Source organism: Methylotenera versatilis 79 (assembly GCF_000384375.1).
Taxonomy (GTDB): Bacteria; Pseudomonadota; Gammaproteobacteria; order Burkholderiales; family Methylophilaceae; genus Methylotenera_A; species Methylotenera_A versatilis_B.
The window spans coordinates 58,804-76,429 of sequence record NZ_ARVX01000001.1; the positions used below are offsets into that span (position 1 = coordinate 58,804).

A 17,626-nucleotide genomic window follows, 5' to 3' on the forward strand; every position below is an offset into this window, starting at 1 on the left:
ATAGCCGACTTAAGCGCGTTATCATCGCAAATTAAACACCCCGCCAAGCAACGCAAATGTAAATTGTCTTATATTTGTCACATTAATTCATTACAATACGGTCACAAAGCATAAAGCTTATAACACTAAAGTCACAAACATAAAGTTCCTAAACAATGGCCACTGCAAATCACAATACTTCAATTAGTCCACGTTTAGCCAAAAATATTAAACGTAACGTGCGCGAACGCATTATTGAATTTATTTTAATGTTAGCGGCGTTATCTGCGGTATTAACCACTTTTGCGATTGTTGCGGTGTTAATCGTTGAGTCTTTAACGTTTTTTAAAGCGGTTTCATTGTTTGATTTTCTAACGGATACACAATGGACACCGTTATTTGAGGATGCCCATTTTGGCATTATGCCGCTGGTTGCGGGTACATTAACTACCTCATTTATCGCGCTGTGTGTAGCGATTCCACTGGGTACGATTGGTGCTATTTACTTATCTGAATTCGCCAGCCATAAAGTGCGCGAAATCGTTAAGCCCATTTTAGAGTTATTAGTGGGCGTACCAACAGTGGTTTTTGGTTACTTTGCGCTGTTATTCGTCACACCGTTATTACAAAAAATATTCCCCGATTTGCCTGGTTTTAACATGTTAGGTCCAGGTATCGTCATCGGCATTATGATTATTCCTTATATCAGCTCAGTGGCTGAAGATGCGATGCGCGCCGTGCCGATGAGTATGCGTGAAGGTAGTTACGCCATGGGCGCAACGCGCTTTCAAACAGCGGTTAAAGTGGTTACACCAGCAGCGCTGTCAGGCATTATCGCCGCTTATATTTTAGCGATTTCGCGTGCAGTGGGTGAGACGATGGTGGTCGCTATCGCCGCAGGCCAACAGCCTAACTTAACCTTTAATCCGATGGAAAGCGCAGCGACAATCACGGCTTATATCGTGCAAGTTGCTCTGGGTGACTTGCCGCACGGCAGCATTGGTTACCAAAGTATTTTTGCGGCTGGTTTAGTGCTGATGTTAATGACTTTAACATTCAATATTCTTGGCCACGTCGCACGCAAAAAATTCCGCCAAAACTATTAATATATCGATAAGAACAATCATTAAAGCAGCCATTAATTACTATGAATGAATTAGCTAAAAAAACGCAGATCAGTGTGCTGGATAACTTGGATAGCGTGCGTGCGATGATTCGGCGCCACAAACGTAATGATATTTTGTTTTCCATCATCGGCTTAATCGCATTGATGATTGGCTTGCTGACTTTATGTACGCTGTTTATCGATTTAATCGTCGATGGATACGGCCGTTTTAATATCGATTTTTTGACCAACTTTCCTTCTCGCCGTGCCGCGCGCGCGGGTTTGTTATCTGCTTGGGTCGGCTCACTATTAGTGATGACAGTCACCTTTTTAACCGCAGTGCCAATGGGCGTTGCAGCTGGTTTGTATTTAGAAGAATATGCAAAAAAAGGTTGGCTTTCAGATTTAATCGAAATCAACGTTTCAAACTTAGCTGGCGTGCCTTCTATTGTTTACGGCTTATTAGCGCTGGGATTATTCGTTTATGGTTTAGGTTTAGGCCAAAGTATTTTAACCGCAGGTCTAACGCTGGGTTTACTGATTTTACCTATCGTCATCGTTTCTACACGTGAATCCATCCGAGCGATTCCTGTGGCGATACGCGAAGCCGCTTATGCGGTTGGCGCCACCAAATGGCAAGTGGTCAAAGACCATGTTTTAAAATACTCACAAGGTGGTATTTTAACTGGCGTGATTATCGGTATGGCGCGCGCATTGGGCGAAACAGCACCTGTAATTACGATTGGCGCACTCACATTTATTGCGTTTTTGCCGCCCTCACCCATAACTGAAACGCCGCCTTTTATCAATTTCGATTGGTTAACTTCTGGCTTTACCGTCTTGCCGATTCAAATGTTCAATTGGCTATCGCGCCCAGATCACGCATTCCATATCAATGCCGCAGCAACTGGCGCCATTATTATTATCGTCACCTTACTGATGAACGGCACAGCTATTTATTTACGCTACAAGATTCGTAAAAACATTAAGTGGTAATCAATAGAACCAATTTTAGAAATAAAAAGATTTAAAAAATTAAAGGTATTTTCGGGAAAAATTTATGGCCAATGTAACAACCGCAATTAAAGCAGAGTCGCGTGATTTAAACTTTTTTTACAGCAACGGCATGCAAGCTTTAAAAAGTGTGAATATGCCTTTGTACGAAAATAAAATCACCGCATTAATTGGTCCATCAGGCTGTGGTAAATCTACATTCTTACGCTGTTTTAACCGCATGCACGATCTGTATCCTGGCAATAAATACCAAGGTCAAATCGTCATGCAGCCGGATAACACCAACATTTTGGAGCCGGGTGTAGATCCAATCGAAGTGCGCATGCGCATTAGCATGGTGTTTCAAAAGCCGAATCCTTTTCCTAAATCTATTTACGAGAATGTGGCTTACGGCTTGCGCGTACGTGGCGAAAAAAATAAGCGTATGGTCGATGACAAAGTAGAGGAAGCGTTAAAAGGCGGTGCATTGTGGAACGAAGTAAAAGACCGTTTGCACGATTTAGCTTTCAACTTATCTGGCGGTCAGCAACAACGTCTGTGTATCGCGCGCGCATTGGCGACAGATCCAGAAATCATGTTGTTTGATGAACCGACTTCTGCACTTGACCCAATCGCTACCGCCAATATTGAAGAGTTGATGAGCGAATTGCGCAATAAATTAACGATATTAGTTGTTACACACAATATGCAACAAGCGGCGCGCGTGTCAGATTACACCGCGTATATGTACTTAGGCGAATTGATTGAATATGGCGATACCGATATGATTTTCACCCGTCCGACGCGCAAAGAAACCGAAGATTACATTACGGGTAAATTTGGTTAACACTTTATTTAGCTCAATATTTTAAGCTAAACAAAAAAGCCAGCATTGCTGGCTTTTTTGTTGCTAACTTTTTATTCACTCAAATTCAACTTATTAACCAATAAATATTGAGCAATTTTGAGTGTTAACTCTGTTGTGTATTCAATACTGCTGGCTTATTTAAAACGCTATTTTGCATGCCGGCAATCACCATATAATATTTAATCATGCGTTCTGCTTGCGTAGCAGCAGACCATTTTTGTTGCGCATAATGACGTGCAGATTCGCTTAATTGCTGGCGACGTTGTGGGTTAATTAACAGGCTATGCACTTTTTGCACGAATTCAGATTCATTTTCAGTTGAAATCAGCGCGCCCTGTCCTTCTATCAAAATAGAAGCTGTGCCCAGTTCTGCAATCGCTACAACAGGCGTGCCTTGTGCCATCGCTTCTAAAATCACCAACCCTTGCGTTTCACTTTTTGAAGCAAACACGAATACATCAGCCGATTTATAGCAGCTATTCAATTCTGTCGCACGATCTAGATAGCCAATAAATTGCACATTTTTTTCAATATGATGTGCTTTAACCAATGCGCGCAAACTAGGCAAAGCGGGACCTTCGCCAGCAATCACCAACAACACATCAGGCATTACATCGCTTAATAATTTAGCGACTACTAATAAAAATCCAATGTTTTTTTCATGCGCTACACGACCGACATATAAAATCATCGGGCGCTCTGGCGCTATGCCATGCTTCTGTTTAAACGCATTTCCATCTGCAGCGCTAAAGCTGCTCGGTTGCAAGCCTGTCGCAATCACTTCTGCCAATGTATCGATGCCGTAAGTACGCAACACATCTAACATCGGTTGTGATGGTGCAACAATCGCATCTACTTGATTACACTGCTTTTTAGAGATTAATCGCGCCAAACCACGTGCTGCGAATTGTGGAATCCATGGCAAATAATGATGTAAATAATCTTCAAAAAAAGTATGGTAGGTTTCCAATACTGGAATTTGCAGCAGCTTGGATAATTTAAAACCCGCATAATGCGCAACAAATGGCGTATGAATATGAATCACATCAAAACGCTTTGCTTTTAGCGAAGGTGCGATACGCAGCACTTCGTTATATTTCATCAACTTATCTTCAGGATCAAAATAGATAGAACGTGCGGGCACGCGCGTGATCCACGCTTCATCCTCAGTGGTTACGCCATAATCTGGCGCAATAAGATGTACGTGGTGACCTAGAGCTTGTAATTGCTGAGTAAACGTTCGAATTGAAGTGGAAACGCCGTTGACGCGTGGGAAATAAACATCTGAAATCAGTAATATATTCATTCACTTAACCATAAAAGTTTTATTTATACTAACTTTTGTTTGTGACAGATTAATGAATATATCAAAGTCTTAGCCACACTTTTAATATGAATGTGTCACGCAATTATCATGGCGCTGTCATGTGAAATTCATGCAGTGATGACAAAGTGGCGGGCATGAAAAAGCGTTTACTTCGTCATTTTTCCCGTCATTTCCCCCGTAATTTTTTATGGTGTTTACCGCTTAGTCTCTTTTCAATAGATGCCAACGCTTGGGGCTTATATACGCATATTTATTTTGCACAATGGCTGTTGATGGCAAGCCCTTTGCTAGATCCAAAGATTCAACAAGCGATTAAAAAATTCCCCACACTGGTTTTGGCTGGCGCTTGTTTGCCGGACCTTGCGATTATTTCAAAACATTTTCACACCACGCATCAATGGCAAAAAGCCGAATGGATGATAGAAAATGCGCATTCAGAACAAGAGATAGCAATTGCGGTGGGTTACACCAGCCACCTATTTGTTGATGTGGTCGCGCATAATCACTTTGTGCCTGCATTTGAGGCAAAATGGAAACGCATACCTTGGTTGAATAACACGCTGATTACGCATATCGCTTCAGAATGGGCGATGGATGCACACATTGCCAAACATATTGAATACACGCCGAATCAGTTAATACGTTTGCATATAGATGAGTTAAGCGCGTTTGTAGCACCGTGTTTTTTTAATGACGACATTGATTTTAAATATTCACCAGCATATTTTTCTGCACAAGCATCTGTGCACTTAAAGCGATTAGCTTGGGCAGATTATGTCTTAAGAAAAAGTCGATTATCATCTGCGGTATTGGCCTTAATCAATTTTAAAGATAAACGATTTGTGAAAAATTTGGAATATTATTTGGTTAAGACTAAAAATGCATTAACGCATTTTGACCAATCCGTTCAAGGCAATCGGCCAATGTGGGAGCCAGAACTAAAGCATTTGAATGCCGCCGAGATGATTGTTTGGCGGGAGAAATGTTTAACAGATTTAACCAAACGTTTAGCAACGCCGATTCATTTTTATAACGTTGTGGCTGATTAAGTTGTGCTTAAATTACTGTTAAATCCAAAATACAGTTAAATCAAATTCAACTTAACTAAAAATTTACTTCAAAAATTAGACTAAACTTTAAATCTATAGCATTAAATATAGCTGAGCGATAAGGTAACCGATACTTGCGCCCGCCAGCACATCACTCGGATAATGCAGCCCTAAAATCACGCGTGACATCGCAACCATTAACATAAACGGCACTAATATAATGGCCAACGGTGGATAGTAATGCATCGCCACCATACTGAATGCGACGGCATGCAAGGTGTGGCCAGAGGGGAAACTAAAATGATCTAGCGGCTTGCCGACCACCCAAACATCTTGTCGCACCTGAAAAGGACGTGGTCTGTGGGTTTTTTGCTTTAACCATTTATAAATCAGCGTGCCAGTTAAGCCAGCGGCCAGCATATGCAAAACAGGTTTAATGCCGTCGGCTTGCTGCGTGACGATAATCGCCAGCATTAGGCCATACCAAAATACACCATCGCCCAAACGGCTGATTAACCTAAACCAATCGCGAATCAAACGATATTGATTAGTATGACTCACTGTCACGCACAATTCGCTATCTAGCGCATGCATACGGCTAAGGTATAACTGTAAGCGCATTTTATTTGACATTTCACTCTCCTTACACTTATTGATGCTGGCAGTGTGTCAGGATAATGTGAATGATTAATGTCAGTTAAATGAAGTTTTTTTGACGTAACCTATTGATTTAAATTATTAAATAATAATATTGTTTTTAATATTAGGTTAAATTATGTGTTAAGTTCAATCGGTATTTTGCCCAATTCGCCAAAGCACACCGCTAGGGTCGATTATTACAAAATCGCGCATACGCCATGGCTGTTGCTCAATTGCACCAATATTAACGCTATATTTTTTGGCAATATTGGCGTTTTGTATTTTGTTCCACCATGCCTCAACATCTTCCACCAGCAAATGCATCATCAAGTTATCAGCAAATTCTTTTACATAAAAATCTTGCAATAAAAAACTCACATTTTGATGATGAAAATAGGCGACGCCTCCGCCCTCGGACGCCATGACAAAACCAATATCTTGATAAAACTGTTTGGACAATGCGTAGTCTTTTGCAGGCACAAAAGCTTTAATCTCAACGGCGTTTAAATTCATTTTTATGCTCTTATTTTATTCTGCAGCTTTTTTAACAACTACTGCAATGTCTTCAGCCAGTTTTTGCACCAAAGCAGCGTCTTGTCCTTCTACCATCACGCGAATTTTTGGTTCAGTGCCAGAAGCGCGCAACAATACGCGACCTGTGCCATTCAGTTTTGTTTCAGCTGTTTTAACGGCATGTTGAATATCAACATGCTGTAAATCCAGCTTTTCTTTAGTCGTCACATTGATCAACACTTGCGGATATAAAGTTAAACTCGCGCCCATTTCTGCCAGTGTTTTGCCACTTTCAGCCAGTGCTTGCAGCACTTGTAAGGCAGCAATAATTGCATCACCACTGCTATGTTTATCCAACGTTAAAATATGACCAGAATTTTCACCGCCTAATTTCCAGTTTTTCTGGTTCAGCAATTCCAACACATAACGGTCTCCCACGTTGGCACGTGCAAAGGGTATTTGGTGTTTTTTTAGCGCATGTTCCAGCGCTAAATTAGTCATTAACGTGCCGGCAACGCCACCTTTTAGCTTACCTTTGGCATACAAACCCAGCGCAATAATATACAAAAGTTGGTCGCCATCCAGCAAATTGCCAAGGTTATCTACCATCATCACGCGGTCGCCATCGCCATCAAAAGCGATGCCTAAATCGGCTTTATTCTCTAACACGGCTTTTTGCAAAGCTTGCGGATGGGTTGAGCCAACTTGCTCATTGATATTCAAACCATCTGGTTTATTGCCGATTGCAATCACTTCTGCACCCAGCTCATGAAAAACAGGTGGTGCCACGTGGTAAGTTGCGCCATGCGCGCAATCCAGCACGATTTTTAAGCCACGTAAATCTAATTGATTAGGAAAAGTGCTTTTGCAAAACTCAATATAACGCCCCGTCGCATCATCAATGCGACGTGCTTTTCCTAGCTTTGCCGACTCCATTATTTGCATAGGATTTTCAAGTTCGGCCTCGATAGCATGCTCAATCTCATCTGGCAATTTGGCACCAAGACTAGAGAAAAATTTAATGCCGTTGTCGTAATAAGGATTATGCGAGGCGGAAATGACAATGCCAGCCTGCGCACGTAAAGCGCGAGTTAGATAAGCCACAGCTGGCGTGGGCATTGGACCTGTTAACAATACATCAACGCCAGCCGCCGATAAACCCGCTTCTAAAGCGGCTTCTAACATATAGCCAGAAATGCGCGTGTCCTTGCCGATTAACACGGCAGGGCGCGCACCTTTTGCCAAATCACCTGCCCGAACAGCCAATACGCGACCAGCTGCATAACCTAAACGCATCACAAAATCAGGCGTAATCGGGTGTTCGCCCACTTTTCCACGAATCCCATCAGTGCCGAAATATTGTTTACTCATATTATTTACTCTTATCGTTGTTGCAGTTTTAAATTGATTGAAATTCTGTGATTATTGCTGAATCGCGCTGACTATTTTCAATGCTTCTACAGTCGCTTTAACATCGTGTACGCGCATTATTTTAGCACCAACCATTGCTGATATAACCGATGCCGCCACGCTGGCATACAGTCGCGCATCGACATCGTACCCTGTCACTTGTCCTAATACAGATTTACGTGACAGCCCTACCAATAAGGGCTGCCCTAATGATGAAAAACTAGCCAGATGCTGGATTAACGTAATATTATGCGCGCGCGTTTTACCAAAGCCAAAGCCAGGGTCCAGCAAAATGCGGTCTTTTGCAATGCCTGCCATTTCACACACAAGTAGCCGTTGTTGCAAAAAGGCTTTTACTTCACTCACAACATCGTTATATTGCGGATTAATTTGCATGGTCTGTGGCGTGCCTTGCATATGCATTAGACACACGCCAACATCAGAAGCTGCAACAATATTCAAAGCATCATTTTCTTGTAATGCACGTATATCGTTCACAATACTTGCACCAGCAGCAATCGCTGCTTGCATCACTTGTGGCTTATAAGTATCGATAGAAATTGGAACGTTAACTTGGCTTACAAGCCCCTCAATCACTGGAATCACGCGGCCTAACTCTTCTTGCAAACTCACTGGCGTTGCATTTGGGCGGGTGGATTCACCGCCAATATCCAGAACATCTGCGCCTTCCTCTATCAACATTAATGCATGCTCAATGGCCAAATGCGTCTGCGTAAATTTTCCACCATCCGAAAATGAATCAGGCGTCACATTCACAATACCCATCACATGTGGGCGATTGAGATTGAGTTGAAATTTTCCACAATTAAAAATCATTATTTACTTAAGTGTTGCAAAGTTAGACACAATAAAAAAGGGCTGGAACGAATCCAACCCTTATTTTAACACCACTTATGTTTGAGTATTAACGCAGACTTAACTCGTTAATTTTACTCACTTTTTGCTGCAGGTTGCGGCGCTGGCGTTACTGTGGTGCCAGAAGATCCACCGCTATCAGTTGGCTTTACTTTTGGCTGACGCGGTTTAGGCGCACGCACTGGCAGACTCGCCATAATGTCATTGATTTGATCCGCATCAATGGTTTCGAACTCCATCAACGCAGCAGTCATCGCTTCTACTTTATCGCGATTATCTTCTAATAACTTGCGCGCGATACCATATTGCTCATCCAAAATACGGCGGATTTCAGCGTCCACTTTTTGCTGTGTCGCTTCACTCACCGTTTTAGAACTCATATTGCCAAAAAATGAATCCTGCTCACTACCAGCATAAACCATCGTGCCAAGTGCATCACTCATACCGTATTTAGTTACCATATCACGCGCTAATTTAGTCGCACGTTCAAAGTCATTCGATGCGCCAGTACTCATTTGATGCATAAAGATTTCTTCAGCAATACGACCACCAAACAGAATCGAAATTTCTTCCAGCATCTTGTCTTTATAGTTACTGATGCGATCAAACTCAGGCAACTGCCATGTTAATCCAAGCGCCCAACCACGCGGCATAATCGTTACTTTATGCACAGGGTCAGCTTTAGGTAACAACTTCGCTACTACTGCATGACCACTTTCATGATACGCAGTATTACGACGCTCCTCTTCACGCATCACCATCGATTTACGTTCAGGACCCATGTAGATTTTGTCTTTAGCATCTTCAAAATCTTCCATATCCACTGTGCGTTTGCTACGACGTGCCGCAAATAAAGCAGCTTCATTTACCAAGTTGGCTAAGTCTGCACCACTAAAACCTGGCGTGCCGCGTGCCAAAATGTCCGCTTTTACATCAGGATCAATTGGCACTTTTCTCATGTGAACAAGTAAAATCTGTTCGCGACCTTTAATATCTGGCAAGCCAACCATTACTTGACGGTCAAAACGACCTGGACGTAACAAAGCTTTATCTAAAACATCTGCACGGTTAGTTGCAGCAATAATAATCACGCCAGAACTCGCCTCAAAACCATCCATCTCAACTAATAATTGGTTCAATGTCTGTTCACGCTCATCGTTACCACCGCCAGTACCCGCGCCACGGCTACGACCTACCGCATCAATCTCATCAATAAAGATAATGCAAGGTGAGTTTTTCTTAGCGGTTTCAAACATATCACGTACACGCGCTGCACCCACACCGACAAACATTTCCACAAAGTCTGAACCAGAGATTGAGAAGAATGGCACTTTTGCTTCGCCCGCAATAGCGCGCGCAAGCAAGGTTTTACCTGTACCAGGAGGGCCAACAAGTAAGACGCCACGTGGAATACGACCACCTAATTTTTGAAATTTAGTTGGTTCTTTTAAGAAGTCGACCAATTCAGTGACTTCTTCTTTGGCTTCATCGCAACCAGCCACATCGGCAAAAGTCGTTTGATTTGAGCTTTCGTCTAATTGACGTGCTTTACTCTTACCGAACGAAAATGGTCCGCCACCCTTGCCGCCACCTTGCATTTGACGCATAAAGAAAATCCATACGCCAATGAGTAAAATCATTGGGAACCATGACATGAAAAGTTCTAGCAAGACTGAGCGTTGTTGCTCTGGTTTGGCTTCAACCACAACGTTATATTTTAATAAGTCGTTCACCATCCATAAGTCATTTGGGGCATAAGTGCTAAAGTCTTTACCATCCTGCGTTTTTCCATGCACAACACGACCGTCAATTTGCACTTTGGCAATACGACCATTTTTCACCTCTTGCATGAATTGTGAGTAAACCATTTGGCTATCTGCCTTGCTAGATGCGCCAAATTGATTGAACACCATCATTAGTACAAGCGCTACGGCTAGCCAAATTGCGATACTTTTTGCGATATTATTCACGTGCCCATTCCTTAAAAATTGGGGAATTTAAGTCATAAGTGACTTACTTATTTTAAACTATTTCAACTGTGTGCACTGTTAATTTATTAACACTACGCTGCATATATGAAGACTTAACCCTTTTTATTCAAGGGCTTTTTTATTCAGACCGAGCAAATACACTTCACTGCTACGATCGCGCGACGCTTTTGGCTTGCGGGTAACTACTTTGCCAAATTGTGATCGCATCATTTTTACAATCTCTTCAAAACCTGCGCCTATAAAAACTTTGACTAAAAAATGTCCGTCTGGTTTCAGCCATACCGAGCTAAACGCTAAGGCCAACTCGGTTAAATACGCCGAGCCCGCCAAGTCAACATCTTTAATACCACTTATATTGGGTGCCATATCTGCAATTACAAGGTCTACTTTTTTACCATTTAGGGTATTTTCAAGTTCTTTTAATACCGCATCTTCCCGAAAATCGCCCTGTATGAAAGTCACACCAGGAATCGCTTGCATCTCTAAAATATCTAATGCAATTACATTGCCTTGGCCTTTTAAGCGCTGTACCACCACTTGCGACCAACTTCCAGGTGTTGATCCTAAATCGACCACTGTCATGCCTGGTTTGATTAATTTATCTTTATCATCAATTTCAATTAACTTATAAGCAGCGCGCGCGCGATAGCCTTCTTTTTGGGCACGCTTAACAAATTCGTCATTCAGATGCTCTTGCATCCAAGCTTTACTGGTTCTGGTAGGTTTCAAAATTTAATGTATTTCACGTTATATAACCGCTTACAAAATAAGCGTTTTTTATTGGGATGGGAAAATTTCAAAGTAAAATGGCTTTCAAATCAATAACGGCTGTTCATGATAAAATAACGCATTATTTAAAAGGTTAACAAATGAAACTTAGCACCAAACAAATTGCGCATTTACGCGGCTTAGCACACAGCTTAAACCCTGTTGTCATGATAGGCAATAACGGCCTGACTGAAAGCGTTTTAAAAGAAATTGAGCTTAACTTAAATGCGCACGAATTGATTAAAGTGCAAGTGGCGGGCGATGACCGTGATGCGCGAAAGGCTTTGTACACAGAAATTTTCACAAAAACTAACGCAACGCCAGTACATCATATTGGTAAACAGTTGGTATTTTATAGAGCAAGCAATACCGTAAAAGAAAAAGCTAAAGTTATCATTCCAAAACTATAATGCTAAAAGTCTGTAAAACTTGCTTACTTATTACCTGACTTTTAACACTACAACAAAACCTAATAAGCATTCTAACAAATAGGCCACACTGGCTACACCATGCCAGTTTTTAAAGCGGCTAGCAAAAACGCTTTGCATCACATCATTCGGCAAGGCAGCATGTTTGAGTTGCGCCAGCAAAGGTTGAATGCCGAAATGTCCAGCTAATACTAAAAGCAACATGGCGAACACTGCCCAGAAAAAACTTTGTTTTAATGTGGCAGTGCCATAATCTAGCAGGCGTTGAATCAATAAGTAAGTTGCGCTAGCCATGCCAATATAACTGACAATAGTAAACAATTGACCAGCTATATTGCCTGCCAAGCGCTTGTCTTGCAAATGATCGAATAATGCATAAGCGCTTAGACCTGTCATCCACAATGCACCAACCCACAATGTGACAACAATCAGATTTAGCCGAAATAACATTAGTTTAAATATCCTAGATTTTTTGTATCAAAATTTGTGTTAACTCTTAATATTAAGCGATAACAAATACTTAAATATAAAGAACATCTAGCACTTCATATTCTTTAATGCCACCTGGCGCTAAAACTTCTGCCACATCACCTGCCGATTTGCCGATTAATGCACGCGCTATCGGTGAGCCAACTGAAATTTTGCCGCCTTTAATATCTGCTTCATCTTCGCCGACGATTTGATAGGTTTTATTGTCGCCAGAATCTAAATCCTCAATATTGACAGTTGCACCAAACACCACGCGGCCTTCAGCGTGCAAAGTCGCAGGGTCGATCACCAATAAATTAGATAGTTTTGACTCCAACTCAGCAATGCGACCTTCAATAAAACTTTGTTTTTCTTTGGCAGCTTCGTACTCTGCATTCTCAGATAAATCGCCTTGCGCGCGCGCTTCTGCAATTGCCTGAATCACTGAAGGACGATCAACGCTACGTAAACGCAACAGTTCTTCTTTGAGTTGTTCTGCGCCTTTAACGGTGACGGGAATTTGATTTAATGCCATGCTGTAAGACCATTCTAAATAGTGGTAAAAAAATAAACCACACCCAAGATGAGCGTGGTTTTAAGTAGTCGATAAATTAAAGTGTATTTTAGATAAGCTTTTTATGCAAGCTTAAAGCTTTCTTGTATAAGATTTCTATACCAGTTTTTTATGTAAATCTTGTAGTGATTCGACATTCAGCTCTTCCATGTGCGCCATGCCAATACACGCCGCTTTTGCACCTGCAAGCGTTGTGTAATAAGTCACTTTATTTTGCAACGCACTGCGACGAATCTCGTAAGAATCAGCCACTGCTTTTTTGTCTTCCGTCACATTTACAATAAAGCTGATTTCGCTATTTTTAATCATATCAACGATATGCGGACGACCTTCTGCTACTTTATTCACTGGCGTAACGGTTAAGCCGTGAGCGATTAATGCTTTTGCTGTGCCTTTAGTCGCTACAAGTGTAAAGCCTAATTTCGCTAGATCTTTTGCAATATCGACCACTTTTTGGTGATCTTCGTTACGCACGCTAATGAATGCACGACCGCCTTTGGGTAGTTTTTCAGATGCGCCTAATTGCGCTTTAACAAAGGCTTCCGCAAAAGTCGCACCGACACCCATTACTTCGCCTGTCGATTTCATTTCAGGACCTAAAATAGTATCGACGCCAGGGAACTTAATAAATGGGAACACGGCTTCTTTGACAGAGAAATAAGGCGGAATCACTTCTTTTGTGACACCTTGCGATTTCAAACTTTGGCCAGCCATACAACGTGCGGCGATTTTAGCCAGTTGCAATCCACAGGCTTTAGACACAAACGGCACAGTTCTACTTGCTCTAGGATTCACTTCTAACACATAAACCGTGCTCACTTGATTCACTGTCTGAATAGCGAATTGCACATTCATCAAGCCTTTTACGCCTAATGCTTTGGCCATTTGCACGGTTTGCACACGCAATTCATCTTGCAACTCTTCACTTAAATTATAAGGCGGCAATGAGCAGGCAGAGTCGCCAGAATGCACACCAGCTTGCTCAACGTGCTGCATGATGCCACCTATTAACACATCTTCGCCGTCACAAATAGCGTCTACATCGATTTCCAGCGCGTCGTTTAAAAAGCGATCTAGCAATACTGGAGACTCGTTAGAAACTTTCACCGCTTCACGCATATAACGTTCTAGCTGACTTTGTTCATGCACGATTTCCATGGCACGGCCACCCAAAACATAACTTGGGCGCACAACTAACGGATAACCAATCTCAACCGCAGCGATTAATGCTGCTTCTGGCGTACGCGCAGTGCGATTTGGTGGTTGTTTTAAACCTAGCTCATGCAACATTTGCTGAAAACGCTCACGGTCTTCGGCTCTGTCAATCGCGTCTGGCGTAGTACCAATAATTGGCACGCCAGCTTTTTCTAAATCACGTGCTAACTTAAGCGGTGTCTGGCCGCCGTATTGCACAATCACGCCAACAGGTTTTTCAATATGTACGATTTCAAGCACGTCTTCCAATGTCACTGGCTCGAAGTACAAGCGGTCTGACGTATCGTAATCGGTTGAAACCGTTTCTGGATTACAGTTGACCATGATGGTTTCATACCCATCTTCGCGCATGGCAAATGCCGCATGTACACAGCAGTAATCAAACTCAATACCTTGACCGATACGGTTTGGTCCGCCGCCTAACACCATGATTTTTTTCTTGTTGGTTGGCTGCGCTTCGCATTCCTCTTCATAGCTGGAATACATATACGCTGTATCGGTCGCAAATTCCGCCGCGCAAGTATCGACACGTTTATAAACTGGGCGAATATTCAGATTTTGACGATATTCGCGAACGGTGTGTTGATCCGTCGTTAACAATTTTGCCAAACGCCGATCAGAAAAACCACGACGCTTCAATTGGAACAATGCATCGCGATCTAGATCTGCAATTTTTTGACCGCTTAACGCTGTTTCGCGGTCAATAATGTCTTTAATTTGCGCTAAAAACCAGTGGTCAATTTTTGATATATCATAAATTTGCGCAATCGTCATGCCTTGACGTAATGCATCACCTAAATACCAAATGCGTTCGGGACCAGGCTCGCCCAATTCTTTGGTAATACGGTCAATGTCAGTCGTGATGGAGTCTAAGCCATCTACGCCGACTTCAAGCCCGCGCAGTGCTTTTTGAAATGACTCTTGGAACGTACGTCCGATCGCCATCACTTCGCCTACGGATTTCATTTGCGTGGTTAAACGCGAATCCGCCTGCGGGAATTTTTCAAAAGCAAACCGCGGTATTTTAGTCACAACATAGTCAATACTCGGCTCAAACGAAGCTGGCGTTTGGCCGCCAGTAATATCATTCTTAAGCTCGTCCAGCGTAAACCCAACCGCTAACTTAGCAGCCACTTTCGCAATAGGGAAGCCAGTGGCTTTTGACGCTAATGCAGATGACCGCGATACGCGTGGATTCATCTCAATCACAATCATGCGCCCATCAACTGGGTTAATGGCAAATTGCACATTCGAACCGCCAGTATCCACACCAATTTCACGCAGCACAGCCAAACTGGCATTACGCATAATTTGATACTCTTTATCCGTTAAGGTTTGCGCTGGTGCAACGGTAATACTGTCGCCTGTATGCACACCCATTGGGTCTAAATTTTCAATGGAACAGATGATGATGCAGTTGTCCGCTTTGTCGCGCACCACTTCCATCTCATACTCTTTCCAACCCAACATTGATTCTTCAATCAATAGCTCTTTGGTTGGCGATGCATCCAAGCCACGCTCACAAATGGTGATAAATTCTTCACGATTATAAGCAATACCACCGCCGCTACCGCCCATGGTGAACGATGGACGAATAATCGCTGGATAGCCAATACTGGCCTGCACTTGCAATGCTTCTTCCATTGAATGAGCGATGCTAGAGCGTGCAGAACCCAAGCCAATCTTGGTCATGGCTTCTTTAAATTTTTGACGATCTTCAGCTTTATCAATCGCCTCTTTTGAAGCACCAATTAGCTCTACATTGTACTTAGCCAATACGCCGTGCTTATCTAAATCGAGGGCACAGTTAAGCGCAGTTTGTCCACCCATAGTTGGCAATAAAACGTCCGGCCTTTCTTTGGCAATAATCTTTTCAACCACACGCCAGGTAATCGGCTCAATGTAAGTAGCATCTGCCATTTCAGGGTCAGTCATAATCGTGGCAGGATTAGAGTTAACCAAAATAACGCGGTAACCTTCTTCACGCAACGCTTTACAAGCTTGCGCACCAGAATAGTCAAACTCGCAAGCTTGACCAATCACAATTGGGCCCGCGCCAATAATTAGAATGGATTTAATGTCGGTACGCTTAGCCATTACGCTGCTTCCTTTTTCTGCATAAGCGATATAAATTGATCAAATAACTCACTCATTTCTGTTGGGCCAGGGCTCGCTTCAGGGTGACCTTGAAAGCTAAATGCGGGTTTATCTGTCCGTGCAATACCTTGTAGGCTGCCGTCAAATAATGAGATATGTGTGATTTTAATATTAGAAGGCAATGTTGCTGGATCTGCCGCAAAACCGTGGTTTTGGCTGGTGATGTAAACACGCTTAGTTACAACGTCTTGTACTGGATGATTCGCACCATGATGACCAAATTTCATCTTTATGGTTTTAGCGCCGCTGGCTAAAGCCAATAATTGATGGCCCAAACAAATGCCAAATGTTGGAATACCAGTATCCACCAATGTTTTAATCGCTTTGATTGCGTAATCGCAAGGCTCAGGATCACCAGGACCATTTGATAAGAATATACCGTCTGGTTGGTAACTTAAAGCTTCCTCTGCCGTAGCTTGTGCTGGTAGCACGGTGACTTTGCAACCGCGTGAAACTAGCATGCGCAAGATATTTTGCTTAACGCCATAATCAAAAGCGACGACATGAAACTTGGTTTTCTCGGGGTTTTCAAAACCTTTACCCAAAGCCCACTCGCCATCGCTAAACTCATAGGCTTTTTTACAGCTGACCACTTTCGCTAAATCCATACCAGCTAAACCCGGAAAGCTTTGCGCCAGACTTAACGCTTTTTTTACCTCAATATCTTGAGTGGCATTTTCGCCGGCCAAAATACAGCCAGCTTGCGCGCCTTTTTCACGCAAAATGCGTGTTAACTTACGCGTATCAATATCGGCAATTGCAAGTACATTATTGGCGACCAAATATTCAGATAATGTTTGAGCACTACGAAAGTTAGATTCTAAAAGCGGTAAATCGCGAATGATTAAACCAGCGGCATAAACTTGATCAGATTCCACATCTTCAGCATTTGTGCCTGTATTGCCAATGTGCGGGTAAGTCAGTGTAACGATTTGTTTGCTATAAGAAGGGTCGGTCAGAATTTCTTGATAACCAGTCATCGCGGTATTGAATACCACTTCGCCGACTGTATGCCCAGAAGTGCCAATTGAAATGCCTTTAAAAACAGTCCCATCTGCTAACACTAAAACCGCTGGAATTGTTTTTGACACCGTAAAGCTCCTTTATTTTGATGCGTACACATCAATTGTTAGATGTGCAAAACGGGAAAAGCTTTATAAACTCTTCCCGTTTTCAGAATTAAGACATTATAGTCGCAATTCACTTTTACCTCAAGTTCAGACTGCACAATTTCCTATCTCACAACATCAGCAATCCAGCAAAAAA

The 17,626-nt window shown here is 42.4% G+C and carries 16 protein-coding genes; 5 read left to right on the top strand and 11 right to left on the bottom strand.

Annotation, left to right across the window (positions count from 1 at the left end; all coding sequences use genetic code 11):
- The first annotated feature begins 155 nt into the window (after positions 1 to 155).
- The 3 genes from pstC (at position 156) to pstB (ending at position 2,924) form a co-directional block, all read left to right on the top strand.
- Positions 156 to 1,085, top strand: a complete 930-nt coding sequence (pstC, locus tag METVE_RS0100305) for a phosphate ABC transporter permease subunit PstC (protein ID WP_020166444.1) — start codon at positions 156 to 158, stop codon at positions 1,083 to 1,085.
- Between the two features lie 41 nt (positions 1,086 to 1,126).
- On the top strand, positions 1,127 to 2,080 hold the full coding sequence (pstA, locus tag METVE_RS0100310) for a phosphate ABC transporter permease PstA (RefSeq protein WP_020166445.1): 954 nt from the start codon (positions 1,127 to 1,129) through the stop codon (positions 2,078 to 2,080).
- 64 nt (positions 2,081 to 2,144) lie between these two features.
- Positions 2,145 to 2,924 carry a phosphate ABC transporter ATP-binding protein PstB gene (gene pstB, locus METVE_RS0100315; RefSeq protein WP_020166446.1) on the top strand — a complete coding sequence of 260 codons (780 nt, stop codon included), beginning with the start codon at positions 2,145 to 2,147 and terminating at the stop codon, positions 2,922 to 2,924.
- Between the two features lie 124 nt (positions 2,925 to 3,048).
- Here the strand turns inward: pstB and METVE_RS0100320 are convergent, their stop codons facing one another.
- Complete coding sequence (locus tag METVE_RS0100320) at positions 3,049 to 4,251, bottom strand: glycosyltransferase (protein ID WP_020166447.1); 1,203 nt, start codon at positions 4,249 to 4,251, stop codon at positions 3,049 to 3,051.
- A 155-nt stretch (positions 4,252 to 4,406) separates the two neighbouring features.
- Between METVE_RS0100320 and METVE_RS0100325 the strand changes: the two genes are divergently transcribed.
- Positions 4,407 to 5,321, top strand: a complete 915-nt coding sequence (locus METVE_RS0100325) for a zinc dependent phospholipase C family protein (protein ID WP_020166448.1) — start codon at positions 4,407 to 4,409, stop codon at positions 5,319 to 5,321.
- Positions 5,322 to 5,414: 93 nt separating this feature from the next.
- Here the strand turns inward: METVE_RS0100325 and METVE_RS0100330 are convergent, their stop codons facing one another.
- The 6 genes from METVE_RS0100330 to METVE_RS0100355 form a co-directional block, all read right to left on the bottom strand.
- Positions 5,415 to 5,954, bottom strand: coding sequence for a phosphatase PAP2 family protein (locus METVE_RS0100330; protein ID WP_020166449.1), 540 nt, complete (start codon positions 5,952 to 5,954; stop codon positions 5,415 to 5,417).
- A 153-nt stretch (positions 5,955 to 6,107) separates the two neighbouring features.
- Entirely contained in the window at positions 6,108 to 6,473 is a 366-nt protein-coding gene (locus METVE_RS0100335; protein ID WP_020166450.1) for a VOC family protein, read from the bottom strand.
- A gap of 15 nt (positions 6,474 to 6,488) precedes the next feature.
- Positions 6,489 to 7,844, bottom strand: coding sequence for a phosphoglucosamine mutase (gene glmM, locus METVE_RS0100340; RefSeq protein ID WP_020166451.1), 1,356 nt, complete (start codon positions 7,842 to 7,844; stop codon positions 6,489 to 6,491).
- A 51-nt stretch (positions 7,845 to 7,895) separates the two neighbouring features.
- The gene (gene folP / locus METVE_RS0100345; RefSeq protein ID WP_020166452.1) at positions 7,896 to 8,720 is read right to left on the bottom strand and encodes a dihydropteroate synthase; all 825 of its coding nucleotides are present in this window, start codon (positions 8,718 to 8,720) and stop codon (positions 7,896 to 7,898) included.
- Between the two features lie 113 nt (positions 8,721 to 8,833).
- Positions 8,834 to 10,729, bottom strand: coding sequence for an ATP-dependent zinc metalloprotease FtsH (ftsH, locus tag METVE_RS0100350; RefSeq protein ID WP_020166453.1), 1,896 nt, complete (start codon positions 10,727 to 10,729; stop codon positions 8,834 to 8,836).
- Between the two features lie 123 nt (positions 10,730 to 10,852).
- Entirely contained in the window at positions 10,853 to 11,479 is a 627-nt protein-coding gene (locus METVE_RS0100355) for an RlmE family RNA methyltransferase (RefSeq protein WP_020166454.1), read from the bottom strand.
- 140 nt (positions 11,480 to 11,619) lie between these two features.
- On the opposite strand from METVE_RS0100355, the gene yhbY reads away from it, so the two are divergent.
- On the top strand, positions 11,620 to 11,928 hold the full coding sequence (gene yhbY / locus METVE_RS0100360; RefSeq protein WP_020166455.1) for a ribosome assembly RNA-binding protein YhbY: 309 nt from the start codon (positions 11,620 to 11,622) through the stop codon (positions 11,926 to 11,928).
- Between the two features lie 30 nt (positions 11,929 to 11,958).
- Here yhbY and METVE_RS0100365 read toward each other — a convergent pair whose 3' ends face one another.
- The 4 genes from METVE_RS0100365 to carA form a co-directional block, all read right to left on the bottom strand.
- A complete protein-coding gene (locus tag METVE_RS0100365) occupies positions 11,959 to 12,396 on the bottom strand; it encodes a DUF4149 domain-containing protein (RefSeq protein ID WP_020166456.1) in 438 nt (145 codons plus the stop codon).
- A 70-nt stretch (positions 12,397 to 12,466) separates the two neighbouring features.
- Positions 12,467 to 12,949, bottom strand: a complete 483-nt coding sequence (gene greA / locus METVE_RS0100370; protein WP_020166457.1) for a transcription elongation factor GreA — start codon at positions 12,947 to 12,949, stop codon at positions 12,467 to 12,469.
- Between the two features lie 135 nt (positions 12,950 to 13,084).
- Positions 13,085 to 16,300, bottom strand: coding sequence for a carbamoyl-phosphate synthase large subunit (gene carB, locus METVE_RS0100375; RefSeq protein WP_020166458.1), 3,216 nt, complete (start codon positions 16,298 to 16,300; stop codon positions 13,085 to 13,087).
- Complete coding sequence (gene carA, locus METVE_RS0100380; RefSeq protein WP_020166459.1) at positions 16,300 to 17,451, bottom strand: glutamine-hydrolyzing carbamoyl-phosphate synthase small subunit; 1,152 nt, start codon at positions 17,449 to 17,451, stop codon at positions 16,300 to 16,302. Before carA ends, carB begins: the two co-directional genes overlap by 1 nt.
- Between the last annotated feature and the right edge of the window lie 175 nt (positions 17,452 to 17,626).

Excerpts from the sequence above, each read along its gene's own strand:
- pstC (WP_020166444.1), top strand. The coding sequence starts at position 156 with ATGGCCACTGCAAATCACAATACTTCAATTAGTCCACGTTTAGCCAAA.
- pstA (WP_020166445.1), top strand. The coding sequence starts at position 1,127 with ATGAATGAATTAGCTAAAAAAACGCAGATCAGTGTGCTGGATAACTTG.
- pstB (WP_020166446.1), top strand. The coding sequence starts at position 2,145 with ATGGCCAATGTAACAACCGCAATTAAAGCAGAGTCGCGTGATTTAAAC.
- METVE_RS0100320 (WP_020166447.1), bottom strand. The coding sequence starts at position 4,251 with ATGAATATATTACTGATTTCAGATGTTTATTTCCCACGCGTCAACGGC.
- METVE_RS0100325 (WP_020166448.1), top strand. The coding sequence starts at position 4,407 with ATGAAAAAGCGTTTACTTCGTCATTTTTCCCGTCATTTCCCCCGTAAT.
- METVE_RS0100330 (WP_020166449.1), bottom strand. The coding sequence starts at position 5,954 with ATGTCAAATAAAATGCGCTTACAGTTATACCTTAGCCGTATGCATGCG.
- METVE_RS0100335 (WP_020166450.1), bottom strand. The coding sequence starts at position 6,473 with ATGAATTTAAACGCCGTTGAGATTAAAGCTTTTGTGCCTGCAAAAGAC.
- glmM (WP_020166451.1), bottom strand. The coding sequence starts at position 7,844 with ATGAGTAAACAATATTTCGGCACTGATGGGATTCGTGGAAAAGTGGGC.
- folP (WP_020166452.1), bottom strand. The coding sequence starts at position 8,720 with ATGATTTTTAATTGTGGAAAATTTCAACTCAATCTCAATCGCCCACAT.
- yhbY (WP_020166455.1), top strand. The coding sequence starts at position 11,620 with ATGAAACTTAGCACCAAACAAATTGCGCATTTACGCGGCTTAGCACAC.
- METVE_RS0100365 (WP_020166456.1), bottom strand. The coding sequence starts at position 12,396 with ATGTTATTTCGGCTAAATCTGATTGTTGTCACATTGTGGGTTGGTGCA.
- greA (WP_020166457.1), bottom strand. The coding sequence starts at position 12,949 with ATGGCATTAAATCAAATTCCCGTCACCGTTAAAGGCGCAGAACAACTC.
- carB (WP_020166458.1), bottom strand. The coding sequence starts at position 16,300 with ATGGCTAAGCGTACCGACATTAAATCCATTCTAATTATTGGCGCGGGC.